The sequence below is a fragment of the Mycolicibacterium vinylchloridicum genome (assembly GCF_013404075.1).
Lineage (GTDB): Bacteria > Actinomycetota > Actinomycetes > Mycobacteriales > Mycobacteriaceae > Mycobacterium > Mycobacterium vinylchloridicum.
The window spans coordinates 97,160-120,397 of record NZ_JACBJQ010000009.1; the positions used below are offsets into that span (position 1 = coordinate 97,160).

Consider the following 23,238-nt stretch of genomic DNA (forward strand, 5'->3'; position numbering starts at 1 on the left):
CGCTATCCAGCCCGCGGCGCCGCCGAACTCGGTTGTCCACAGGTGAATTGCCGAGCAGGGTCGGCGCTGTCTACCGTCCCTGCATGAATCGGCCCGCCCGGGTGGCGCCGCAGTTCTCGACCGAGGATCTGCTCGTCACCGCGCTGCCGGTCAACCCGTCCCATGGCGGCGTGTTGCGATTCGTGCCGGTGTTGGGTCTTGGCGCGATGGTGGCTGTCGGCGCACTCATGTGGGGATCAGGGATGGTCTCGCGCGGGCCGACGGCCGTGATGCTCCCGGCGATGATGCTCGTATCGGCGGTGGGTATGGCGATCCACGTGGGTTCGCGACGGTCGGGCGGCAGCATCGACCGGCAGCGAAAGCGCTATCTGGCCGTGCTGGAACGGCTCAGCGGGCAGTTGTCCGACACCGCGCGACGCCAGCGTGCCGCTCTGCTGTGGACGCACCCGGCGCCGTCGTCGTTGTGGACCTTGATCGGTGGGCAGCGCATGTGGGAGCGCGGCGCCACGGACTCGGACTTCTGCCATGTACGCGTCGGGCTCGGCAGGCAGAAGCTGGCCCGCCGCATCGTCGTTCCGGCCGTTGTGCCCCTCGACGAGCTAGACCCGGTGACCGCAGATGCGTTGCGCCGCATGGTGCACTGCCATGCCACGATCGGCGAGGTGCCGATCGCGGTCGCCCTGCGCGGGGTGGGGGTGCTGCTGGTCGACGGCGACACGGACGGCGCACGTGCCTTCGTCCGTGCGGTCCTCTGCCAGCTCGCTGTGTTGCACGGCCCCGATGTGGTGGGTATCGCCGCGATCGTCGGCGGCGGGCGACGGCCTCAGTGGGACTGGCTGAAATGGCTGCCGCACAACGCTTGTCCGCAGCGAGGGGAACCGATGGTGTACGAGTCGGCAGCCAGCGTTGCGGCGCAGCGGCGCCATGTGGTGGTGATCGTCGACGGCGCCGACCATCGGCTCGCGGCGGGTGCGGGAGTGACAGTCATCGGTGTCGGGCACCGGGCAGCTGACCCCCGCGCACTGCGGCTGCACGTCGATGCTGGCCGGCTCGGGGTCCGCAGCGGCCAGCACACCGAAGAGTTCGCGACCGCAGACGCCCTGACGATGGTGCAGGCGCGGATGTGCGCGCGTCGGCTCGCGCGGTATCGGCGCCACGCCTGCACGCCGGACGAGCTGCAGCGTTGGCGGACGGCACTGACCGCGAATCGGTATGCCCCGCTGCAGGTTCCGTTGGGAACCGCGGCAGACGGTGACATCGTCGAACTCGATATCAAGGAGGCCGCCGACGGCGGGAATGGACCACACGGCTTGTGCGTCGGCACAACCGGATCGGGGAAGTCGGAGCTGTTGCGCACGGTGGTGGCGGGGATGATCGCCCGCCATTCGCCGAACGACCTCAACCTGGTGCTGATCGATTTCAAGGGCGGGGCAACATTCCTCGGGCTGGAGCGGGTCAACCACGTCGCCGCCGTGATCACCAATCTTGCCGACGAAGCACACCTTGTGGAGCGCGCGAAAGAAGCGCTCGGTGGCGAGATCCACCGTCGTCAAACGCTGTTCCGCCGGGCGGGCAATGCCGTCAACCTCGCGTCCTATCGGCGACATCGGGAGGGTGATCCCGCACTTCCCGCCTTGCCGACGCTGTTCATCGTCGTCGACGAGTTCGCCGAGCTGTTGGCTCACCAGCCGGATTTCGCGGAACTGTTCACCATGATCGGACGTGTCGGCCGCTCTCTCGGCGTGCATCTGCTACTGGCCAGCCAGCGGCTTGATGAGGGACGGCTGCGTGGCTTGGAGTCGCACCTGTCGTACCGCATCTGCTTGAAGACGGCGACGGCCGCCGAGTCCCGGGCTGTCCTTGGTGTCCCGGACGCCGCCGAGCTGCCCGCGACGCCGGGGTCGGCGCTGCTTCGCACCGCCGACGGACGGCTGGTTCACTTTCACGGCGCCTACCTCGGTGCTCGCACGCGGGATGCGGCCACGCCCACGCCGGCGAATCCCGCTGTGCGACTGTTCACGTCGGTGCCCGCTGCGCCGCCGGTTACCGGTGCCGACACGGGGCCGACGGCACTCGACGTGATCGTCGCACAGGCCCGCGGCCGGGGGAGCCCAGCTCATCAGGTGTGGTTGCCACCACTGGTGGCATCCCCGAGTCTCTCGGAGCTGGACCCCGGTGGGGGAGGAGAGCTGAGTGCGGCGGTCGGGCTGGTCGATCGGCCGTTCGAGCAGCGGTGGGCGCCGCTGGTGGTCGAGCTCGGCGGCGCGGGCGGCAACGCCGCGATCGTGGGTGCGCCGCAGAGCGGGAAGTCAACCGCTGTGCGCACGGTCATCACCGCACTGGCCAGCCGCCATGCCTCACGCCGGATCCAGTTCTACTGCCTGGATTTCGGCGGCGGCACCCTCGACGGGTTGCGCGCAATGCCGCACGTCGGGTCGGTGGCGAGCCGGCAGCAGCGGGAATTGGTGCGGCGAATCGTCAATCACGTCGGCGCGATCCTGTCCGGTCGGGAATCGCGGTGTGATGCTGACGAATACGGCGATGTGGTTCTGGTGGTGGACGGTTGGTCGACGCTGCGTGAAGAGTTTCCCGATCTCGAGGCGACGATCACCGGCCACGCTGCCCGGGGCTTGTCCTTCGGTGTTCACGTAATCATCACCGCGGGACGGTGGGCCGATATCCGGCCGAGCCTCAAGGATCAGATCGGCACCAGAATCGAACTGCGCCTGGGGGATCCGGTCGACTCGGATATCGACCGCAAGCAGGCCTCGATGGTCCCGATCGGCCGCCCCGGACGGGGCATCACCCGCGACGGCAACCATTTCCTGATCGCCACGCCGGGCGGCGTCGAGGTGGCTCGCGCGGGTGCGTGGCAGGCGCCACCGGTTCGGTTGTTGCCCGGGCTGATCGAGCATCCGGCTGTCGTCAACCAAGCCCGCGACGGCGCCGCGCGGATCCTGCTCGGCCTCGGCGAGGACCGACTCGAACCGGTCGGCGTCGACTTCGACCGACAGCCGCACCTGGTGATCCTGGGTGACGGCGAGTGCGGGAAGACCGCGACGCTGCGGACATTGTGCAGCGACATCGTGCGGCGTACGCCGACTCGGCCGGCCTCGTTGTTCGTGATCGACTACCGCCGCAGCCTGCTCGGCCTCGCCGAATCGCAGCACGTGCTGGGCTATGCGTTCTCGGGACGCAGCCTCGCCGATCTGCTACCCGGGCTGATTGCGCTGGTGCAGAGCAGGTTGCCCGCCGCGGGTACCTCGGTCGAGCAGCTCAGGGCCAGATCGTGGTGGGCGGGTCCCGAGGTGTTCGTCGTGGTCGACGATTACGACGTTGTCGTGGCCACAACGCCGGAGGCACTGACGCCGTTGCTCGCGCTGCTGCCGCACGCCACGGACATCGGGCTGCACCTCGTGGTGGCACGGCGGTGCGCCGGCGCGGCGCGGGCGATGTACGAGCCGCTGCTGGCATACCTGCGGGACAACGGGTGTGCCGGCCTGTTGCTGAGCGGAAGCCCCGAGGAGGGTGGGCTGATCGGCCAGCACCGGGCGTCCGCGCAGCCGCCCGGACGCGGACTGCTGGTCACCCGTACCACGGCACAACTGGTTCAGGTCGGCTGGTGCCCACCGTGAGCGGCGCAGTGCTGGAAGTCGGGCCGGCCACCGTTCGGATCCGCCCAAACCGACATTCGGACGGGAAAAGTCGAGTGCCGGCCTGCACAACGTCGATTTCGGCGGACCTGATCGCGGCCGCACTGGCCGGGATCGACGACACGACAGTATTGCTCGACGAACGGCCGGTCGCGGTGGCTGATCTGTGGCGGCGAGTGATCTCGGCGAGCGTCGAGCCGCACTGCCGGGCGCTGACGATCGTGCATCCGTCGTGGTGGCCTCCGCATCGGGTGAAGCGCATCGTTGATACGGCTGCCTCGGTCGTCGGCGACGTCCGCGCGCTGCCTCGATCGGCAGCGGTCGCAGACGGCGAGTCAGCGACCGTCGTCGAGATCGCGGACGACGTCATCGCCGTCAGCGGTCCCGGCCGATCACCGTTGGTGCTGGCCCGTACGGACGATCCTCAGGATGTGGCCCGAACCATCGGGAATGACTCCGGCAGAAGCGTTCTCATCGACGCAGCACCGGGAGTCGCCGGTGGCGCCGAATACGCTCGCGACCTGATGACGGCCCTACGCCGGCGCGGTGTGGCGGCCAGGCCGGCCGGGCTCAGCGACGTGTCGGCGCCGACTGTCGAGGCGCTGCCGGTGCCAGCGCCGCGACGCTGGTGCGGACCGGTGGTCGTGGCCGCCTCGGCGGCCCTGACAGTCTGCGCACTCGGAGTGGCCGTCGGCCGTCCCCATACTCCGGCGCCGGCCCTCGACGTCATCGACATCGTCGAAGGTCGTATCACTGTGCGGATTCCGGCCCGATGGCCGATCACCAGGATCACCGCCGGGCCGGGATCGCGGCGCATCCAGGCCAGCGCACCGGATGCGCCGAACGTCGCTGTGCATGTCACCCAATCGTATTCTCCCGGTGAGGTATTGGACCGGACCGCAGATGTGCTGCGACAGGCGGTCACCGAACAACCGCGCGGTGTGTTCGTCGACTTCAATCCGGCAGACCGACGCGGCGGGCGCCCCGCCGTCACCTATCGCGAAGTTCGGGTCGGCCGCGACATCCGGTGGACCGTCGTGCTTGACGGCGCGACGCGAATCAGCATCGGATGCCAAAGCGCGCCCGGCCGCGAGGACGCCGTTGCCGAGGCGTGCGAGAGGGCAATCGAGTCGGCTCACGAATTGGCGGGAACCAACGGGTCCGCATGAACGTCTAATCCTTTGTCAGCGTGTACAACTCAACTCCTAAGGACGACTCGTGACGACACTGAGTACCGACTTCGAGCTCATGCGCAGTGCCGCGGCGGCCGCCGACACGCGCAATGACGAGATCCGGGTTCTGCTGCAGGGCTTCATCACCCGAATGGAATCGGTCCCGCCGACGGTGTGGGGTGGGCTGGCGGCCGCGCGTTTCAAGACCGTGGTCGCACACTGGAACTCCGAGTCCACCAGGCTGTCCCACGCGCTGGCCGGGATCGCCGACACGATCCGGAACAACGAACACGAGCTGCGTGAGGCCGCGCAGCTGCATGCGCAGCGCATCGCCGATGTGACTGCAGGTCTTTAGCGAAGGAATACGACCGTGGACCCCATCCTTTCCTACAATTTCGCCGAGATCGACGCGGCGGTGCTCGCGGATATCCAGGGCACGTCGACCCGGCTCGGCGCGGCGCTCGATGATCTCAGCCGGCAGATCGCACCGCTGCAACACGTGTGGACGCGGGATGCCGCGGCCGCCTATCACGCTGAGCAAGCGCATTGGCAGCAGGCCGCGTCCGCGCTGCACGACATTCTCGTGCGATTGGGTACCGCCGTGCGCGACGGTGCGGCCGACGTCGCCGATGCCGATCGTCGGGCCGCCGGTATGTGGGGCTGAGCTCCCGCTGAACTCTGTGCGGCCCCCGCGGAGGAGAGCCAACGGGGCCGCACAGTCACTGTTCCCGAGGCCTGCGAACAGACACAGAATCGCACTTTTGACCCCCAGATCGTGCGATTCTGTGTCTGCTCGGGGGCTTCGGCGAAAAAGGCGTATCGTGACCGCACGCGCGTCGGTCGACGTCACCGCGCGAGGAGTGTGATCGCCGATGGGCACATCCAGAACACCGCGAACCGGGGCCGGCGGCCCTCGGCCTTCTGCGGTGCTGCGCGCGGTCCACGAGCTCTTCGTCGCCGGCGAAGTCGACGCCTCGTATCTGGAATCCAGTTCGCTGCGACCGATCGTCGCCAAGAGCTGGCAACGCAGCCTCGCCAAGGGCGTCGACCCCGACGGCGCCGCACAGCCCTCGCCGGTCGGGGAAGAACTGGCCCGGCTGCGCGAGACCCATCCGCTCGCACCGGCCCTTCCCGTGATCCGGCGACTGCTCGTCGATGATGCGGCCGGCACCGGCGTCGTGGTCGCGGTGACCGGCGCCGACGGCACTCTGCTGTGGGTGGAAGGCGACCGCAGCGCCTGCCGACGGGCGGAGGCGATGAACTTCGTCCCGGGCGCGGATTGGAGCGAGCGCGGTGCCGGCACAAACGCGCCCGGCACCGCCCTGGCCGTGGATGCTGAGCTGCAGATTCTCGGCTCCGAGCACTTCTCCCGGGTGGTCCAGCCGTGGAGTTGCACGGCGGTCCCGGTACACGACCCGAGTACCGGCGCTCTGCTCGGCGCCCTGGACCTGACCGGCGGATCACGGGTGGCCAGCCCGCAGGCACTGGCCCTGGTCCGCGCCACCGTCGTCGCCGTGGAGAGCCACCTGGCGCTGCTGCGGCTGACCGGATCGGCGATCGAGACCGCACCGCGGCTGCCGCGGCTGGCAGTGCTGGGATCCGAACGGCCGCGCTGGCTGGTCACCGACGAGTTCGGGCACCTGCGGGCGACCACGTTGACCGGCCGGCACGCTGACATCCTGGTGCTGCTCAGCCGCCACCCCGAAGGATTGAGCGCCGATCACCTGGCGATGCTGCTCGACGACAAAGACCTCGACGTGGTGACCGTGCGCGCCGAGATGTCACGGCTGCGCAAGGTCGTCGGCGCCGAGATCATCGAGTCGCGGCCCTACCGGTTGCTGGTCCCCATCACCACCGACATCGGCGAGGTGTACGAGGCGCTGGACACCGGTGACGTCACCGCGGCGCTCGATCGCTATCCGGGACCGCTTCTGCCGCAATCGATCTCACCGGCAGTCGGGCGACTGCGCACCGAGCTGACGATGACATTGCGGGGGGCGGTGCTGTCCACCGGCGATCCCGTGGTGCTGCGCCGCTGGCTGGACAGCCCCGACGGGCGCGACGACCGCGACGGCTGGCGCGCGTTGCACGACGGCACCCTGCCCGGCTCGGTGCAGCAGGCGCAGGCCCGCGGCAAGCTGGCCGGACTGGACTTCGATCTGGCCTGATTCCGGGTCTGCAACGTTGCCCGATCGCGTGCAACCGTGCTGCAACCCCGCACTGCCTAGTTTCAGTGACGACCGACACATTTCGTCGTCTCGAACAGGCAGGAGAACGCCATGACCGTATACGCGAGGCCCGGTGCGGAGGGCGCCGCGATGTCCTTTGCGGCCCGCTACGACAACTTCATCGGCGGTGAGTGGATCGCGCCGGTGGGTGGGCAGTACTTCGAGAACCGGACGCCGGTGACCGGCGAGGTGTTCTGTGAGGCGGCCCGCTCGACCGCGGCGGACATCGACCTGGCGCTGGATGCCGCGCATGCCGCGGCACCGGCGTGGGGTAAGACCTCGGCCGGTGAACGAGCGTTGATCCTGAACAGGATCGCCGATCGCATCGAAGCCAATCTGGAGGCGATCGCGCTGGCCGAATCCTGGGACAACGGCAAGCCGATCCGCGAAACCCTCAACGCCGATATTCCGTTGGCAGTCGACCACTTCCGGTACTACGCCGGAGCGATCCGCGCCCAGGAAGGCTCGCTGTCACAGATCGACGAGGACACCGTCGCCTACCACTTCCACGAGCCCCTCGGTGTGGTCGGCCAGATCATCCCGTGGAACTTCCCGATCCTGATGGCGGTGTGGAAGCTGGCACCCGCCCTGGCCGCCGGAAACGCCGTGGTGCTCAAGCCCGCCGAGCAAACGCCCGTCTCGGTGTTGTACCTGATGTCGCTCATCGGTGACCTCCTCCCGCCCGGAGTCATCAATGTGGTCAACGGGTTTGGTGTGGAGGCCGGTAAGCCGCTCGCGTCGAGCGACCGGATCGCCAAGATCGCGTTCACCGGCGAGACCACCACCGGCCGGCTGATCATGCAGTACGCCTCCCAGAACCTGATCCCGGTCACCCTCGAGCTCGGCGGTAAGAGCCCCAACATCTTCTTCTCCGATGTCCTCGCCGCCAACGACGACTACCAGGACAAAGCCCTGGAGGGCTTTACGATGTTCGCCCTCAACCAGGGTGAAGTCTGCACCTGCCCGTCACGGTCACTGATCCAGGCCGACATCTACGACGAGTTCCTGGCGATGGCCGCCATCCGCACCAAGGCCGTCCGCCAGGGCGATCCGCTCGACACCGACACCATGATCGGGGCGCAGGCCTCCAACGATCAGCTGGAGAAGATCCTGTCCTATATCGAGATCGGGAAAAGCGAAGGCGCTCAAGTCATCACCGGTGGTGAGCGCGCCCAGCTCGGCGGTGACCTCAACGGCGGCTACTACGTGCAGCCGACGATCTTCACCGGCGACAACGCGATGCGGATCTTCCAGGAAGAGATCTTCGGACCCGTCGTCGCCGTCACGTCGTTCACCGATTACGACGACGCCATCGACATCGCCAACGACACCCTCTACGGCTTGGGTGCCGGGGTGTGGAGCCGCAATGGCAACACCGCCTACCGCGCCGGACGGGACATCAAGGCCGGCCGGGTGTGGACCAACTGCTATCACCAGTACCCCGCGCACGCCGCGTTCGGCGGCTACAAGCAGTCCGGCATCGGGCGGGAGAACCACCTGATGATGCTCGATCACTACCAACAGACCAAGAACCTGCTCGTCTCCTACTCCAACAAGGCTCAGGGCTTCTTCTGATCGCTTGCGCGAAGAACCGAAGTCACCGTTGAAGCTCGACAACCACTTTCCCGAAAGGAAACACCATCATGACTCAGACACTTGGCGCACCCGCCACATCCACCGACACCGACACCATGCGCGCTGCTGTCGTCACCGAGTTCGGTGCACCCTTGCAGGTCGCCGACCTCGATCTACCGACCCCTGGCCCCGGCGAAGCCTTGGTCAAGCTGGAGACCTCCGGGGTCTGCCACACCGATCTGCATGCCGCCCATGGGGATTGGCCGGTCAAACCGGCGCCGCCGTTCATCCCGGGCCACGAGGGCTACGGCACCGTCGTCGCCCTCGGCGAGGGCGTCACCGACCTGAAGGTCGGCGACAAGGTCGGCAACGCCTGGCTGTGGTCGGCGTGCGGCAGCTGTGAATACTGCCGCACCGGCTGGGAGACGTTGTGCGAGAGCCAGCAGAACGGCGGCTACAGCGTCAACGGCAGCTTCGGCACCTACATGCTGGTGAATGCGGCCTACGCGGCGCGGATTCCGGACGGCATCGACCCACTAGAGGTCGCACCGATCCTGTGCGCCGGCGTCACTGTCTACAAAGGGCTGAAGGTCACCGACACCCGGCCCGGCCAGTGGGTGGCGATCTCCGGCATCGGCGGCCTCGGCCACATCGCCGTGCAGTACGCCCGCGCGATGGGCCTGCGCGTGGTGGCCGTCGACATCGACGACGCCAAACTCGCACTGGCTGCCCGGCTCGGCGCGGAGGTCACCGTCAACGCCAAGACCTCAGACGTCGTCGAGGAAGTGCAGAAGGCCACCGGCGGTGTGCACGGGGTGCTCGTGACCGCGGTGCACCCGCAGGCGTTCGGGCAGGCGATCGGCCTGACCCGGCGCGGCGGAACCATCGTGTTCAACGGCCTGCCACCCGGCGACTTCCCGGCACCGATCTTCGATATCGTGTTGAAGGGCTTGACGATTCGCGGTTCGATCGTCGGCACCCGCCAGGACATGGCCGAGGCGCTGGACTTCTACGTCCGCGGTCTGATCCATCCCACCGTGGAAGCCGCCAAGCTCGACGACATCAACGAGGTGTTCGGCCGCATGGAGCGCGGTCAGATCGACGGCCGCGTGGTGATCGACTACCGCTGAGTCCCCAGCAGCTCGCGCACGGGCTCGATGCCGACCAGACGGATGTCGTCGCGGCGGATCGTGGCCCACCGCCCCGGCGTCATGGTGAATCCCACCATGGTGTCGGGGCGGTCGCGTCGGTTCTCGACCGTCCTCACCACCTCGGTGTAGGGCAACGAGCGCGTCACCGCCAGCGACGCGGCGTTGTCATGCCAGGCCCGGGTGACAGCGCGGTCAGCGTCGAACCCCGCGAAGATCAGGTGCAGCGCGGCTTGGCGGAGCTCCCTGCCCAGGCCCCGGCCCTGGTGTGCGAGTCCCAGCCACGACCCGGTGGTCAGACTCCGGTTCTGCGGAAACTGTTCGGCGTGAACCGAACACATGCCGACCACCGACTCGTCGACCAGGACGGCGAGGTCCAGATTCCAGCGCTCGACCGACGTCTCGGCACGGTTGCGCCAGTAGTACTGCAGACTGTTGCGCTCGAGTTCCGGCGACGGCACATCCGTCCACGGTTCACTGAACGGCATGGTCGCCGGATGGTGAATACCCCTGGCCGCCAACGTCGCCAGCTGTGCACCCAGCTCATCGCTGACATAGCGCAGCACCACCCGCGGTGTCACCACCTGCAGGTCGAACAGCGGCCAGATGTCGTGCGGCATACCTGCCATCGGATCACAACCGATGAGGTCTTCGAAAGCGAATTAGCTCGGGTGGTGGCGATGGTAGTGGCGAGCCACCCGCGTCCGGTTGGCGCAGATGTTCTGGGTGCAGAACTTCCGCCGGGCATCCAGGGCGACGAAAAGCATGCTGCAGGAAGGATTCTCGCACCGCCGGAGACGAGCCGCGGCTGGACCGACGAGCAGATCGATGAGGCTGTCAGTGACCGCCCCAAGCGCGATGTCGTAACGGCGGCTGGCGGGCGCGTGATATCTGGTGACCGCGGACCAGCCGCTGTGCGTGCGCTCCAGCCGCCGGGTGGCGGTCGCCCTGGCGGCAACGTCGTTGACGTAGCCGACGGCAGCCGAATCGGGCACCGTTGCCGCCACCTGCGCGTCGAGGAGCGCACGTACCGCACGCCGGAGTTCGACGGTGAGGCCCAGCGGTGGAGTGGTTGCCTCCTCGGGCAGCCGGTCCTGTTGCAGGCCCCACCACATCCGGCAGGTCGCTTCGTCGGGAAGTAAGTCGGTAGCCGGGTCGGTCGTGGTGATGATCGTGTCGGCCAAGTCCACCGCCAGGGGCTCGCCCGCGACGATCAAGCCGGCCGCCTGCGCCTTGTCCATCCGGAGCCTGGCATCCATCTTGCTAATGCTATCAGCGCGTTGACAGCGTTAGTTCGAGTCCGGTAAGAAGACTAACGGCAATGAATAAACATAAACGTTAGAGATGGAAGGTTCGCTCGATGGATCCGCTGGAACTACTGAAACGCGCAGATGCCCGCCTCGTCGGTCTCACGACCGGCCTCGGCGGGGATGACCTGGATCTGCCCAGCCCGTGCTCGCAGTGGAATGTGCGGTCGCTGCTCAGTCACACCGTCGCGTCGATCGACGCATTCGCCGCCGCCGTGGACGGTGGCAGCGGTCCGACCGAGCAGGAACTGTTCAGCGGGACCGACATCCTCGGCGCTGATCCACTGGCGGTCGTCGAACGCGCCGTGGCGCGCTCACAACGCGCATGGGCGACGATCACTGATTGGCAGGCGCCCGTCGCGAGCGTCCTCGGTGTTATGCCGGCCGGCCAGGCCATGGCGATTGTCACCTACTCCACGCTGCTGCACAGCTGGGATCTTGCGGTCGCGCTGAACCGTCCGCTCGAATTCGACGACGCCGAAGCCGAACTGGCCGAAGCGGTCGGAACGCAGCTGGTTCCCCCGCTGCGCCAGCAACAGCTCTTCGGTGCGGAGGTCCGCCCGGCAAGCGGCGCCACTCCGACCCAGCGGGTCGTCGCCTTCTCCGGGCGCAGCCCGATATAACCGCAAGCCCCGGATCGGCAAACCGAGACCTGGGCCGGGCGGAGCCACCGGCCATCTGTAAAGATCCCGGTTGATGAGCACACCTAACGGACCGCAGTCGGTCTTCTGTGTCGGCTTCACCCGGGTCAGCGAGGCCGGCATCTCGCTGGATCAGCACGTGACGCAGACGCTGGTCGACCACCGCGGTCTGGTGGAGATGCCTGCCTACGCGGTGATGGCCGAATCGGTGACCAGTGGCGCCTACTGGTACACCTTCGCCGAGCCCGTCGCCACCGTGCAGTCGTGGCTGGCACTCACCGCCGGCGCCCGGCCCACGGTGGGCGACCGGCTGCACGCGGTCTCGGCGATGGCCCATCGCGACGATGCCAACGGCACCGCCACGATGACCATCACTACCGGATCGCGCGCCGTCGTCTGCTCGGGGATTGCCCGCGCCGTCCGCGTCGGTCGCAGTAGCGAGGCGCTTCGGGCCCTGGACAAGGACGCCATCGCCGAACCCGTCGAGACCCTGCCCACCCCACCCGCCGTCGACACCACCATTTCGACCATCGACCCGGACTGGGACGGCCGGCGCATCCTGACCGCGATCAGCCGACGCGAGATCGCTCGCGGACCGCTGTGCGAACTGCTTGCCATGACCGTCGACCTGTTAGACGAACCCGTCGTGACCGTCGAACCTCAGCAGTGGATGGCCAACCCGCTCGGCGCCATCCAGGGCGGGGTCATCGCCTCGCTCATCGGCCAGGCCTGCTCGCTGGCCGGCCAGGCCCACACCGGCCCGGGGGACCGCTATACCCTGGCTGACCTCAGTGTTCACTACTTCCGCTCGCCCCCGGTCGACGGGCGGCCGCTCACCGTGGCCACCACCACAGAACGTATGGGGCGCCGGATGGGGACCGTCGCAGCCACCATGACCGACGCCGCTGGCACCGCCTACGTCCGTGCCGTCGCCAACATCGCCTACGAGCGGGCATCGGCGTTTTGACCTGCCCGGATCGTCGCAGGTAAGCTGCCACGTTGGCGTGCGGTACGCCGCGGATTCAGCATCGCGGGGTAAGCCGGGTTCTCGGGTCAGTGTTGGTCGCCGAGAAATCAACCCCACCGTCGCGTCCCGACCGGCACCCGGGTCACACCGGGAATCACCCGAGAAGAGAAGAAGGTAGCGCTGTGCCTACGTACACGCCGAAGGCAGGTGACACCACGCGTTCGTGGTACGTCATCGATGCCACCGACGTGGTACTCGGCCGGCTCGCCGTCGCGGCAGCAAATCTGTTGCGCGGCAAGCACAAGCCGACGTTCACGCCGAATGTCGATGGTGGCGATTTCGTCATCGTCATCAACGCCGACAAGATCGCCGTCAGTGGCGACAAACTCCAGACCAAGATGGCCTACCGTCACTCGGGTTACCCCGGTGGTCTGCGTGCCCGCACCCTCGGTGACGAGATGGCCAAGCACGCCGACCGCGTCGTCGAGAACGCCATCGTCGGGATGCTGCCGCACAACAAGCTGAGCCGGCAGATCCAGAAGAAGCTCAAGGTGTACGCCGGCCCGGATCATCCGCACGCCGCGCAGCAGCCGATTCCGTTCGAAATCAAGCAGGTGGCGCAGTGAGCGAAACGACAGAAGACGTGACCGAGGTCGTAGAGACCGAAGTGGCTGAGGCCTTGGACGCCCCTGAGGTCGTCGAGGTCGTCGAGGTCGTCGAGGTCGAGTCAGCGCCGCGTGCGCCGATCATCATCGACCGCCCCATCCAGACCGTCGGCCGCCGCAAGGAGGCCGTGGTGCGCGTCCGGCTGGTGCCGGGCACCGGCCAGTTCAACCTGGACGGCCGCACCCTGGAGGCGTACTTCCCGAACAAGGTGCACCAGCAGCTGATCAAGGCCCCGCTGGTGACCGTCGACCGGGTGGACAGCTTCGACATCTACGCCCACCTCGACGGCGGCGGCCCCTCGGGTCAGGCCGGTGCGCTTCGCCTGGCGATCGCCCGCGCGCTGATCCTGGTGCAGCCCGAGGACCGGCCGGCCCTGAAGAAGGCCGGCTTCCTCACCCGTGACCCGCGTGCCATCGAGCGCAAGAAGTACGGCCTCAAGAAGGCTCGCAAGGCGCCGCAGTACAGCAAGCGCTGACCTGCCGCGTTCGCATACGCAACGGTTCGCCGGGTGTCGTCCAGTTTCGGCTGGAGGCACCCGGCGTTTCGTATTGTGGCTCGTCTCACCCGGTGAACATCCTGGTAGCGCCCGTTTTCTCGACGAGTTGGTGAGTTTCGGTTTGAGTCCGGTGGCGTTCGGCAACGCTTCGTGGAGCCGGCGGCGACGTCGGCTGCCCGAGGTAGGAGGCGGGATCCTTTGGGGGGTCGGTGTCCTTTGCTTCGGGGCTGTGAGGCGTAGTTCCCGCAGCTCTGACTCCCTGCCAACCACAGGAAGGAATAGAGCACATGAACACGATGACGAAGATGGCCGCAGGTACGGTTCTCGGCGGATCGCTGCTCGTCGCGGGTGGCTTTGGCCTCGCAAGCGCGGCGCCTGAGGCTCCGCAGCCGCCCCAGGCGCCTCAGCCGGTGAGCGGGGAGAGCCTGAATGTCGGCCTCACCGTCGACGGCCAGCAGCTCGGCACCATTCAGAATGTGTCGCTGAGCAACGCGCAGACCCTGGCGACGGGCGTGTGCCCGAGCGACGACCTGTCGTCCAAGCTGCCGCAGCTGGCCAGCGGCCAGATCGACAGTGTCCCGGTGTGCGCAAACAGCACCACCGGCGTGAGCTACACGTTCACCCAGGCCGGACCCGGTAACGCGGAGTTGGCACCGGGCCAGATGCAGGGCCATGGCGCGTCGGGAATCGGCTCGACCGCGACGTCCACGGCGCCTGCGGAGGCGCCGATGACCGGTAGCCGCTAACCGCCTGGCAGCGCACTGCCCCGCACCTAGACCTGGTGCGGGGCAGTGTGTGCTTTCCAGGTGTTTCGGCGACGTGTCGGTTTGGCGGCGACACGGTGATTAACCTCATCGGTTGTGTCTTGAGCCGGTAGTTATGAGAGGTTTGTCGCCATGGGTCGACTGTTCGGGACCGATGGTGTCCGAGGTGTCGCCAACCGAGAACTGACCGCTGAGCTGGGTCTGGCGCTGGGGTCGGCGGCCGCACGCCGGCTGGCTGTGACGACGAGCTCGGGGCGACGGGTGGCGGTCATCGGCCGTGATCCACGCGCCAGCGGCGAGATGCTCGAGGCGGCGGTGATCGCCGGCGTCACCAGTGAAGGCGTGGATGCGCTGCGGGTGGGGGTATTGCCCACCCCGGCGGTGGCCCATCTGACGGCCGCCTACGGTGCCGACTTCGGCGTGATGATCTCCGCCTCCCACAACCCGATGCCCGACAACGGCATCAAGATCTTCGGCCCCGGTGGACACAAGCTCGACGACGACACCGAGGACCGCATCGAAGAACTCGTGGCCGAAGGTCCCGGTCTACGTCCGGTCGGTGCCGGGATCGGCCGCGTCGTCGATGCCAGCGACGCCTTGGAGCGCTACCTGCACCACGTCCGCGCCGCGGCTCCGGTCCGCCTCGACGGGCTGACGGTCGTCGTCGATTGTGCCCATGGCGCCGCGTTCCTGGCCGCACCGCGGGCCTACCACGCGGCGGGCGCGCGGGTCATCGCGATCAACGCCGAACCCAACGGCCTGAACATCAACGACGGCTGCGGTTCGACGCATCTGGAGCAGGTGCAGGCCGCGGTGCTCGCTCACCGCGCAGACCTCGGCCTGGCGCACGACGGCGACGCCGACCGCTGCCTGGCCGTCGATGCCACCGGCCGGGTGATCGACGGCGACGCCATCATGGTGATCCTGGCGCTTGCGATGCGCGACGCCGGAGAGCTGGCATCGGAGACTCTGGTGGCCACCGTCATGAGCAACCTCGGTCTGCACATCGCGATGCGTGAGGCCGGAATTGCCGTGCGCACCACCGGTGTTGGTGACCGCTATGTCCTGGAGGAGCTGCGCGCGGGCGAGTACACGCTGGGCGGCGAACAGTCCGGTCACATCGTGATGCCCGCGCTGGGCACCACCGGCGACGGCATCGCGACCGGCCTGCGGCTGATGGCGCGGATGGCGCAGACCGGATTGTCGCTGGCCGAGCTTGCCGCGCCGATGCAGACCATGCCGCAGGTCCTCATCAACGTCGAGGTCGCCGACAAGGCGACCGTCGCCGAGGCGCCGGCCGTGCAGAGCGCGGTGCGTGAGGCCGAGGCCGAGCTCGGGGATACCGGGCGAATTCTGTTGCGCCCGTCGGGAACCGAGCAGATGGTTCGCGTCATGGTGGAAGCTGCCGACGAGGACACCGCTCGGCAGCTGGCGATCCGCATCGCGGAATCGGTCAGCGCCGAGGGCTGATTTCAGAGATACCGGAACCATCCGCGGTGTTGGTGCGTCATACCCGGGTATGGGCAACACACGCGTGGACACCGCGGCGGTGCGCGCCGCCGCGCAACGCTTCGACACCGCCGCTGACGCACTCGGCAGGTCGCTGAGCCGATTTCAGTTCGACGGGAGCGTGGCCGGCCGGGTGCACGCCGCGCACGGTGATGCGATGCGCGCGGCATTGGACCGCCTCGCGACAGCGGTGGCCCAATGGTCGCGCGGCGCAGAGGAAGTGGCCGCCGGCCTGCGAGTCTCCGCCGATCGTTACGGCGACGCCGAGCTTCGTGCGGCGGGGCGATGACGGTAGACGTCGCCGCCCGGCTGGCGGAGGGCCGGCCGTCGGTGTCCGATACGCAGGTCTATGTGTCGGCCTGTCATGCCGTCGGCTACCAGCACCCGGACCTGACCGCGCACGGGTCGCAGGTTGTCGAATGGTATTGCAGCGAAGATGGTTTGGATCTGCGCGCACTCGACGCCGACTGCGCCGCGTTGCGTACCGCTGCAGCAACCGCCGACGAGGCGGTGCGCCTCGGGCATGACGGGCAGGCCATGCTGTCGGCGGCGTGGCAGGGCGAGTCGGGTTCGGTGGCGGCCGATTTCCTCGACCGGCATTGTGCTACCGGCGCGGCGGTGGCCCGCGCGCTGCATGCGGCTGTCGCGGCCTGCGAGACGTTGCGGGACGGACTGGGCCGGTTGATCGATGAAAAGGTCAGCGCGGCAATGTCAATCGACGGCCGCCGCGCTGGTGAGCGGCCGGCCTGGCTGGCGGCCGCGGCCACCGTGACAAGCGGGGGAGCGGCACGCGACGAGGCGGTTGAGGTGGTCACCGCGCAGATCACTCCGTATGTCGACGCCGACATCCGTACCGAATGGGTGGCCGCGATGCGTTCGACGACGGCATCGGTGACGGCCGCCTACGACGACGCGATTCGCCAATTGAGTTCCTCTCCGGCAGTGCATTTCGATGTTCCTGGACAGTTCGGCGGGCCGCCGATTCCAGCGCCCCCTGCGGTACCGTCCGCTGCGGCGCCTGCCGCTGTGGCAACGGTGCCCGCTGCGGCGATGCCTGCCCCGTCGGCGACGCTGCCGCCGCCGGTTGCCGAGCCCCTGCCGGCGCCCGCACCCGAGCCACTGCCACCGCCAATGGGCACCGGGTCAGCCCAACCGGTTCCGCCGGCGGAGTCGCCGGCAGGGATGGCGGCCATGCCCGACGCCGCAGGAGGGCTGTCCGGCCTGGTGGGCCAGATCGCCGACCTGCTCGGCGGTCTGTTCGACGGGTTGCCGGACACCGCGGTCAACGACGACGTGCCCGGGTTCGACGACCCGGTGGAGCAAGACGAGGACACGCCTGACGATGACGTCGTCGACCCCGACACCGAAGAGGATGTGCCCGAAGAGATTCCGGTCGCCGAGGAAGCGGCTGCCGAGGAACCGCAGCCGGTCGAGGAGCCGCCAGTCGCTGCTGTCGCGCCACCGCCTCCGGAACCCGAACCGCTGGCGGCCGAGCAACCCGAGCAGCCCGAGCAGCCCGACGAGCAGCCCGACGAGCAGACACCGTGTGAGATCGCCGCCGACGAACTAGCGCAGGTCGGCCAGTGACCGCCGAGCGTCCCGCCGTGCCCGCGGCCCAGCGTCGGCTGCTGCGCCCGGCCGACGAACAGCGGGCCGCGCGCCCACCGGTGATCAGGGCAGCAGCTGCTGCAATTCCTCGACCCACCTGATGTATTCGGCCGGGTCGGTGGTGGTGGGGGTTGCCAGCAGAGTGGTCACCCCGGCCTGGGCAAAAGCGGCGATGCGTTCCTTGACGAACCCTCGCGGGCCGATCAGGTTCACCTGGCGCACCAGCTCGTCGGGCACCGCGGCGATCGCCTCGGCCTTGCGCCCGGACAGGAACAGGTCCTGGATGTGGTCGGCCACTTCGCCGTAGCCGTACCGGGTGGCCAGCTTGTGGTAGAAGTTCTGGCCCCGTGCGCCCATCCCGCCGATATAGAGCGCCAGATGTGGCTTGGCCCAGTTGAGTCGTTCCTCGACGTCGTCGCCGATGGCCAGCGACACCCCGACCATCACGTCGAGTTCACCAAGTGTGCTGTCGCGCTTGGCTTTTCCGGTCCGCAGTGCGTCACCCCAGACGTCGTCGGCCTTCTCGGGGTAGAAGAACACCGGCTGCCAGCCCTCGGCGATCTCCGCCGTCAACTCCACGTTCTTGGGTCCCAGTGCGGCGATGGTGATCGGAATCCGCTCGCGCACCGGATGATTGATGATCTGCAGTGGCTTACCCAGCCCGGTGCCCCGGTCGGCCGGCAGCGGGATCTGGTAGCTACGGCCCTGGTGTTGCACGCGCTCGCGGCGCCAGACCTGGCGGCAGATGTCCACGACCTCGCGGGTGCGGCCGAGTGGGGCGTCGAACGGCACCCCGTGAAAGCCCTCGACCACCTGCGGGCCGGACGTGCCGATGCCGAGCCGGAAGCGGCCGTCGGACACGAAGTCCAGACCGGCGGCCGTCATCGCCAGCAGCGACGGGGTACGGGTGTAGATGGGGAAGACGCCCGAGCCCAGTTCGATGGTCGAGGTCTTGGCCGCCAGATAGCCCAGCTGGCTGACGGCGTCGAACGAGTAGGCCTCGGCGACCAGGGCGATATCCACCCCGGCCTTCTCCAACACCACGATGTGCTCGACGGCCTCGCGGAAGCCGCCCGAATAGTCCAGAAAGATCCCGGTACGCATCCGAAAGGTATATCACCAACCAGTTGGTTGGGTGACATCGGCTCTACTTGAGCAGCGCGACGATCTGCTCTTCGGGCGTCACCGGCGGCGCCTCGGGATCGAGCGCCTCGGTCTTGGGCAACACGGCCTCGGGATCGGCGAACTCCTTGTAGTCCTTGTCGCCGGTCAGGTGATAGAGCAGGAAACCGGTCAAGAGCGCTCGCGCCGTCTTCTGGGTCCGTCGATCCGAACCCGGCAGGCCCAACGCCCCGGCGAACCGGCGCTTCTCCGCCAGCCCGGCCGATTCGGCCTTGCTGACGATGCGCAGCACCGACCCCTTCCAGGCGCCGGCGAGGTCCAGGGCGTCGGTGCGCAGCGACTGCGCGTCATCGGGCGCGCTGAGCACCAGGCCAGGCGTCTTCAGCGACGCTGCGGCCTCCTTGGCGGCAGGCTTGGTCACCGACGGGAAGAGCGCCGCGACGGCCTTGGGTGCGCTCGCACCCGCCCCGGACAGACCCGCGGCGGCGAACACCGCCGCCGAACCTCCGACGCCATGCCCGGCGACCCCCAGTTTGGTGGGGTGCACGCTGATCTGGCCGGGACCCAGCCGCACCCCGGTGATGATGTCGAGAGTGGTGCCCAGGTCGAACGCCAGGTTCAGCACCGAGGGCGCCACGCCGCGCTCGGTGTTCGGTGCGGCGGCGACGATGCCCCACGACGCGAGATGTTCCAGCGTTTTGAGGTAGTGGTCGACATCTGTGAGCCAATCGTGGCCGAAGGCCACACCGGGCAGATTGAAGCCCGACGCGGGGGTGTAGACGGTGCCGGCTAACCCGGCAAAGGCCAGGTCACCGCGCAGAACCTGATGTCGACCACGGCGCGTCAGCGCCGCGAAGAGCTTGCGTGTCCTGGCCACCCCACGAACCTAGTCCACTGAGGTGGCCCCGCTGCTGCACTACCCTGGATGACCATGTGCGGAATCGTGGCCTACGTAGGGCATCGCCCTGCCCGCGGTGTCGTCGTCGATGCCCTGCGGCGCATGGAGTACCGCGGCTACGACTCGTCCGGGATCGCCCTGCTCGACGGTGACGGCGGCCTGACTGTGCGCCGCCGCGCCGGCCGGCTGACCAACCTCGAGGAAGCGCTGGCCGAAACCGAACCGGACGCGCTGGCCGGCGTCGCGGGCATGGGCCACACCCGCTGGGCCACCCACGGCCGGCCCACCGACCGCAACGCCCACCCGCACCGCGACGCGGCCGGCAAGTTCGCCGTCGTCCACAACGGCATCATCGAGAACTTCGCCACCCTGCGTCAGGAACTCGAGGCCGATGGTGTGGAGTTCGCCAGCGACACCGACTCCGAGGTGGCCGTGCACCTGGTCGCCCGCGCTTACGCCCACGGCCCGACCGCGGGCGACTTCGAGGCATCGGTGCTCGCGGTGCTGCGTCGGCTGGAGGGCCACTTCACCCTGGTCTTCGCCCACGCCGACGACCCCGGCACCATCATCGCCGCCCGCCGGTCCACCCCGTTGGTGGTCGGGATCGGCGACGGCGAGATGTTCATCGGCTCGGACGTCGCCGCGTTCATCGAGTTCACCAGGGATGCCGTCGAGCTCGGTCAGGACCAGGCCGTGGCCATCACCGCCGACGGATACCGGATCACCGACTTCAACGGCGCCGATGACACCGCGAATGCTCGTGAATTCCACATCGACTGGGATCTGTCGGCTGCCGAAAAGGGTGGCTACGAGTACTTCATGCTCAAAGAGATCGCCGAGCAGCCGGCCGCGGTCGCGGACACCCTGCTCGGCCATTTCGTCGACGGCCGCATCGTGCTCGACGAACAGCGCCTCTCCGATCAGGAGTTGCGCGAGATCGACAAGGTGTTCATCGTCGCTTGCGGTACGGCGTTCCACTCCGGGCTGCTGGCCAAGTACGCGATCGAGCACTGGACCCGCCTGCCGGTGGAAGTGGAACTGGCCAGTGAATTCAGATACCGGGACCCCGTTCTGGACCGCGGCACACTGGTGATCGCGATCTCCCAATCCGGTGAGACCGCCGACACCCTCGAAGCCGTCCGGCACGCCAAGAGCCAGAAGGCCAAAGTCCTGGCGATCTGCAACACCAACGGCAGCCAGATCCCGCGCGAAGCCGACGCCGTGCTCTACACCAGGGCCGGACCCGAGATCGGGGTCGCGGCCACCAAGACGTTCCTGGCCCAGATCGCCGCCAACTACCTCGTCGGTCTGGCGCTGGCGCAGGCCCGCGGCACCAAATACCCCGACGAGGTCGAGCGCGAGTACCACGAGCTGGAGTCGATGCCCGACCTGGTGGCTCGCACGCTCGACCACCTGGGCCCGATCACCGAGCTGGCGCAGCGATTCGCGTCGGCGCCGACCGTGCTCTTCCTGGGCCGCCACGTCGGCTACCCGGTGGCGCTCGAGGGTGCGCTCAAGCTCAAGGAACTGGCCTACATGCACGCCGAGGGCTTCGCCGCCGGTGAGCTCAAGCACGGCCCGATCGCGCTGATCGAAGAGGGCCTGCCCGTCATCGTGGTGATGCCGTCGCCGAAGAACGCGGCAACCCTGCACGCCAAGCTGCTGAGCAACATCCGGGAGATCCAGGCCCGCGGAGCGGTCACCATCGTCATCGCCGAGGAGGGTGACGACACGGTGCGCCCGTACGCCGACCACATCTTCGAAATACCGGCGGTGTCAACGCTTTTCCAGCCGCTACTGTCGACGGTCCCGCTGCAGGTGTTCGCCGCGGCGGTGGCGCGGGCCCGCGGCTACGACGTCGACAAGCCGCGCAACCTGGCCAAGTCGGTCACGGTCGAATAGGCCGGTGTCGTCTGTCAATCGACTGTGCGCTGATGGCATCGAGTGTGCGCCAGGGGCGGAGTTTCATCCGAATTCCCGCCCTCAATGCACAGTCGGATGGATGAATAGCCTGTCGGAGTTCGCCGCCAACGCGCGTCCAGCACGTAACCTTGGTGCCGATGCGGCACTACTACACGGCCGACGCAATCCGCGCCGCCGAGGCGCCTTTGCTGGCCAGCCTGCCCGATGGTGTGCTGATGCGTCGTGCCGCCTACGGGCTGGCCACCGCGATCGGCGCCGAACTGCGGGCCCGCACCGGGGCGCTGGCCGGTCGCCAGGTCTGCGCGGTCGTCGGATCGGGTGACAACGGTGGTGACGCGTTGTGGGGGGCGACATTGCTGCGCCGCCGTGGTGTGGCCGCGACCGCCGTCCTGCTGAATCCCGAGCGCACCCATGCCAAGGCGCTGGCGGCGTTTCGTAGCGCCGGTGGCCGGCTGGTGGAGGCCGTGCCGCCCGCGGCGGATCTGGTGATCGACGGGGTCGTCGGCATCTCGGGCAAGGGCCCGCTGCGCGAGGTCGCCGCCGGGGTGTTCGCCGCCGTCGAGGCCGCCGGCATTCCGGTGGTCGCAGTCGACATTCCCAGCGGCATCGACGTGCAGACCGGTGCGATCACCGGGCCCGCGGTGCGTGCCGCGCTCACCGTCACCTTCGGCGGCCTCAAACCCGTGCACGCGCTGGCCGACTGTGGCCGGGTAGTGCTCGTCGACATCGGATTGGACCTGCCGCTCACCGAGCTGTTGGGTTTCGAGGCCGCGGACGTCAAGGCCCGCTGGCCGGTCCCCGGCGTGCATGACGACAAGTACACCCAGGGCGTCACCGGCATCATGGCCGGTTCGTCCACCTATCCCGGTGCCGCGATCCTGTGCACCGGGGCCGCGGTGGCAACGACGTCGGGCATGAAGCGCTACGCCGGCTCCGCGGCGGCCGAGGTGGTGTCGCACTGGCCCGAGGTGGTGGCCGCGCCCAACCCGCACGCCGCGGGCCGGGTACAGGCCTGGGTGGTCGGGCCCGGTCTCGGCACTGATGAAAAGGCCTTCGGCGCTTTGACTTTCGCGCTCGGTACGGCTCTTCCGGTGGTGGTCGACGCCGACGCGCTGACCCTGCTGGCCGCCCAGCCGGACCTGGTGTCGGGTCGTAAGGCACCGACGGTGCTGACCCCGCACGCCGGTGAGTTCGCCCGTCTGGCGGGGTCGCCGCCCGGCGAGGACCGGGTGGCGGCCACCCGCAGGCTTGCCGACGCGTTCGGGGCCACGGTGCTGCTGAAGGGCAATGTGACCGTCATCGCCGACTCGTCTGGAAACGTTTACCTGAACCCGGCTGGCGGGTCGTGGGCGGCAACGGCAGGATCCGGTGATGTGTTGTCCGGCATGATCGGTGCGCTGCTGGCCTCCGGTCTGCCGCCCGGGGAGGCCGCTGCCGCGGCGGCATTCGTGCACGCCCGCGCCGCCAACGCATCGGCCGCCGACCCCGGGCCGGCGCCGGTGCCCACGTCCGCCTCGCGCATCCTCGCCCACATTCGTCAAGCCATCGCAGGACTGTAGAA

Annotated in this window: 21 protein-coding genes; 17 read left to right on the plus strand and 4 right to left on the minus strand. The window is 68.4% G+C overall.

What is annotated here, in order from left to right:
* The first annotated feature begins 83 nt into the window (after positions 1 to 83).
* The 7 genes from eccCa to adhP all read left to right on the plus strand — a co-directional run bounded on the left by eccCa (position 84) and on the right by adhP (position 9,758).
* Positions 84 to 3,635 carry a type VII secretion protein EccCa gene (gene eccCa, locus HPC46_RS10260; RefSeq protein WP_179469359.1) on the plus strand — a complete coding sequence of 1,184 codons (3,552 nt, stop codon included), beginning with the start codon at positions 84 to 86 and terminating at the stop codon, positions 3,633 to 3,635.
* Complete coding sequence (locus tag HPC46_RS35750; protein WP_179469361.1) at positions 3,623 to 4,822, plus strand: type VII secretion-associated protein; 1,200 nt, start codon at positions 3,623 to 3,625, stop codon at positions 4,820 to 4,822. The genes eccCa and HPC46_RS35750 overlap by 13 nt, the downstream gene beginning before the upstream one ends.
* A 49-nt stretch (positions 4,823 to 4,871) precedes the next feature.
* Entirely contained in the window at positions 4,872 to 5,180 is a 309-nt protein-coding gene (locus HPC46_RS10270; protein WP_407665490.1) for a WXG100 family type VII secretion target, read from the plus strand.
* A gap of 15 nt (positions 5,181 to 5,195) precedes the next feature.
* Positions 5,196 to 5,489 (plus strand): WXG100 family type VII secretion target, encoded by a 294-nt coding sequence (locus HPC46_RS10275; RefSeq protein ID WP_179469363.1) that lies wholly within the window; start codon positions 5,196 to 5,198, stop codon positions 5,487 to 5,489.
* Positions 5,490 to 5,697: 208 nt separating this feature from the next.
* Positions 5,698 to 6,993, plus strand: a complete 1,296-nt coding sequence (locus HPC46_RS10280; protein ID WP_179469365.1) for a GAF domain-containing protein — start codon at positions 5,698 to 5,700, stop codon at positions 6,991 to 6,993.
* Between the two features lie 111 nt (positions 6,994 to 7,104).
* Positions 7,105 to 8,628, plus strand: coding sequence for an aldehyde dehydrogenase (adh, locus tag HPC46_RS10285; RefSeq protein WP_179469367.1), 1,524 nt, complete (start codon positions 7,105 to 7,107; stop codon positions 8,626 to 8,628).
* 68 nt (positions 8,629 to 8,696) lie between these two features.
* On the plus strand, positions 8,697 to 9,758 hold the full coding sequence (adhP, locus tag HPC46_RS10290) for an alcohol dehydrogenase AdhP (RefSeq protein ID WP_179469369.1): 1,062 nt from the start codon (positions 8,697 to 8,699) through the stop codon (positions 9,756 to 9,758).
* On the opposite strand, the gene HPC46_RS10295 is transcribed toward adhP, so the two are convergent.
* Positions 9,749 to 10,396 (minus strand): GNAT family N-acetyltransferase, encoded by a 648-nt coding sequence (locus HPC46_RS10295; RefSeq protein ID WP_179469371.1) that lies wholly within the window; start codon positions 10,394 to 10,396, stop codon positions 9,749 to 9,751. The genes adhP and HPC46_RS10295 overlap by 10 nt on opposite strands.
* A gap of 42 nt (positions 10,397 to 10,438) precedes the next feature.
* Positions 10,439 to 11,035, minus strand: a complete 597-nt coding sequence (locus tag HPC46_RS10300) for a CGNR zinc finger domain-containing protein (RefSeq protein ID WP_179469373.1) — start codon at positions 11,033 to 11,035, stop codon at positions 10,439 to 10,441.
* A 101-nt stretch (positions 11,036 to 11,136) separates the two neighbouring features.
* On the opposite strand from HPC46_RS10300, the gene HPC46_RS10305 reads away from it, so the two are divergent.
* The 8 genes from HPC46_RS10305 (at position 11,137) to HPC46_RS10340 (ending at position 17,713) form a co-directional block, all read left to right on the plus strand.
* Positions 11,137 to 11,706 carry a TIGR03086 family metal-binding protein gene (locus HPC46_RS10305; protein ID WP_179469375.1) on the plus strand — a complete coding sequence of 190 codons (570 nt, stop codon included), beginning with the start codon at positions 11,137 to 11,139 and terminating at the stop codon, positions 11,704 to 11,706.
* Between the two features lie 73 nt (positions 11,707 to 11,779).
* Positions 11,780 to 12,691, plus strand: a complete 912-nt coding sequence (locus HPC46_RS10310) for a PaaI family thioesterase (RefSeq protein ID WP_179469377.1) — start codon at positions 11,780 to 11,782, stop codon at positions 12,689 to 12,691.
* A gap of 182 nt (positions 12,692 to 12,873) precedes the next feature.
* Positions 12,874 to 13,317 carry a 50S ribosomal protein L13 gene (gene rplM, locus HPC46_RS10315; RefSeq protein WP_133690761.1) on the plus strand — a complete coding sequence of 148 codons (444 nt, stop codon included), beginning with the start codon at positions 12,874 to 12,876 and terminating at the stop codon, positions 13,315 to 13,317.
* 53 nt (positions 13,318 to 13,370) lie between these two features.
* Positions 13,371 to 13,832 (plus strand): 30S ribosomal protein S9, encoded by a 462-nt coding sequence (rpsI, locus tag HPC46_RS10320; RefSeq protein ID WP_179469508.1) that lies wholly within the window; start codon positions 13,371 to 13,373, stop codon positions 13,830 to 13,832.
* A 308-nt stretch (positions 13,833 to 14,140) separates the two neighbouring features.
* Positions 14,141 to 14,599, plus strand: a complete 459-nt coding sequence (locus HPC46_RS10325; protein WP_179469379.1) for a hypothetical protein — start codon at positions 14,141 to 14,143, stop codon at positions 14,597 to 14,599.
* A 150-nt stretch (positions 14,600 to 14,749) separates the two neighbouring features.
* Positions 14,750 to 16,087 (plus strand): phosphoglucosamine mutase, encoded by a 1,338-nt coding sequence (gene glmM / locus HPC46_RS10330; RefSeq protein ID WP_179469381.1) that lies wholly within the window; start codon positions 14,750 to 14,752, stop codon positions 16,085 to 16,087.
* A 49-nt stretch (positions 16,088 to 16,136) separates the two neighbouring features.
* Positions 16,137 to 16,415 (plus strand): type VII secretion target, encoded by a 279-nt coding sequence (locus HPC46_RS10335; protein ID WP_179469383.1) that lies wholly within the window; start codon positions 16,137 to 16,139, stop codon positions 16,413 to 16,415.
* Positions 16,412 to 17,713, plus strand: coding sequence for a hypothetical protein (locus tag HPC46_RS10340; protein WP_179469385.1), 1,302 nt, complete (start codon positions 16,412 to 16,414; stop codon positions 17,711 to 17,713). The genes HPC46_RS10335 and HPC46_RS10340 overlap by 4 nt, the downstream gene beginning before the upstream one ends.
* A gap of 84 nt (positions 17,714 to 17,797) precedes the next feature.
* Here HPC46_RS10340 and HPC46_RS10345 read toward each other — a convergent pair whose 3' ends face one another.
* Both HPC46_RS10345 and HPC46_RS10350 read right to left on the minus strand, forming a co-directional pair.
* Entirely contained in the window at positions 17,798 to 18,838 is a 1,041-nt protein-coding gene (locus HPC46_RS10345; RefSeq protein WP_179469387.1) for an LLM class F420-dependent oxidoreductase, read from the minus strand.
* 43 nt (positions 18,839 to 18,881) lie between these two features.
* Positions 18,882 to 19,733, minus strand: coding sequence for a dienelactone hydrolase family protein (locus HPC46_RS10350; RefSeq protein WP_179469389.1), 852 nt, complete (start codon positions 19,731 to 19,733; stop codon positions 18,882 to 18,884).
* Positions 19,734 to 19,787: 54 nt separating this feature from the next.
* Here HPC46_RS10350 and glmS point away from each other — a divergent pair, with 54 nt between their 5' ends.
* Both glmS and HPC46_RS10360 read left to right on the plus strand, forming a co-directional pair.
* Positions 19,788 to 21,656 (plus strand): glutamine--fructose-6-phosphate transaminase (isomerizing), encoded by a 1,869-nt coding sequence (gene glmS, locus HPC46_RS10355; protein WP_179469510.1) that lies wholly within the window; start codon positions 19,788 to 19,790, stop codon positions 21,654 to 21,656.
* Between the two features lie 158 nt (positions 21,657 to 21,814).
* A complete protein-coding gene (locus HPC46_RS10360; protein WP_179469391.1) occupies positions 21,815 to 23,236 on the plus strand; it encodes an NAD(P)H-hydrate dehydratase in 1,422 nt (473 codons plus the stop codon).
* Positions 23,237 to 23,238: the final 2 nt, after the last annotated feature.

Coding starts and splice junctions, on each gene's coding strand:
- adh (WP_179469367.1), top strand. CDS start 7,105: ATGACCGTATACGCGAGGCCCGGTGCGGAGGGCGCCGCGATGTCCTTT.
- HPC46_RS10295 (WP_179469371.1), bottom strand. CDS start 10,396: ATGCCGCACGACATCTGGCCGCTGTTCGACCTGCAGGTGGTGACACCG.
- HPC46_RS10345 (WP_179469387.1), bottom strand. CDS start 18,838: ATGCGTACCGGGATCTTTCTGGACTATTCGGGCGGCTTCCGCGAGGCC.
- HPC46_RS10310 (WP_179469377.1), top strand. CDS start 11,780: ATGAGCACACCTAACGGACCGCAGTCGGTCTTCTGTGTCGGCTTCACC.
- glmM (WP_179469381.1), top strand. CDS start 14,750: ATGGGTCGACTGTTCGGGACCGATGGTGTCCGAGGTGTCGCCAACCGA.
- HPC46_RS10360 (WP_179469391.1), top strand. CDS start 21,815: ATGCGGCACTACTACACGGCCGACGCAATCCGCGCCGCCGAGGCGCCT.
- HPC46_RS10300 (WP_179469373.1), bottom strand. CDS start 11,035: ATGGATGCCAGGCTCCGGATGGACAAGGCGCAGGCGGCCGGCTTGATC.
- adhP (WP_179469369.1), top strand. CDS start 8,697: ATGACTCAGACACTTGGCGCACCCGCCACATCCACCGACACCGACACC.
- HPC46_RS10305 (WP_179469375.1), top strand. CDS start 11,137: ATGGATCCGCTGGAACTACTGAAACGCGCAGATGCCCGCCTCGTCGGT.
- eccCa (WP_179469359.1), top strand. CDS start 84: ATGAATCGGCCCGCCCGGGTGGCGCCGCAGTTCTCGACCGAGGATCTG.
- HPC46_RS10340 (WP_179469385.1), top strand. CDS start 16,412: ATGACGGTAGACGTCGCCGCCCGGCTGGCGGAGGGCCGGCCGTCGGTG.
- HPC46_RS10325 (WP_179469379.1), top strand. CDS start 14,141: ATGAACACGATGACGAAGATGGCCGCAGGTACGGTTCTCGGCGGATCG.
- HPC46_RS10335 (WP_179469383.1), top strand. CDS start 16,137: ATGGGCAACACACGCGTGGACACCGCGGCGGTGCGCGCCGCCGCGCAA.
- HPC46_RS10280 (WP_179469365.1), top strand. CDS start 5,698: ATGGGCACATCCAGAACACCGCGAACCGGGGCCGGCGGCCCTCGGCCT.
- glmS (WP_179469510.1), top strand. CDS start 19,788: ATGTGCGGAATCGTGGCCTACGTAGGGCATCGCCCTGCCCGCGGTGTC.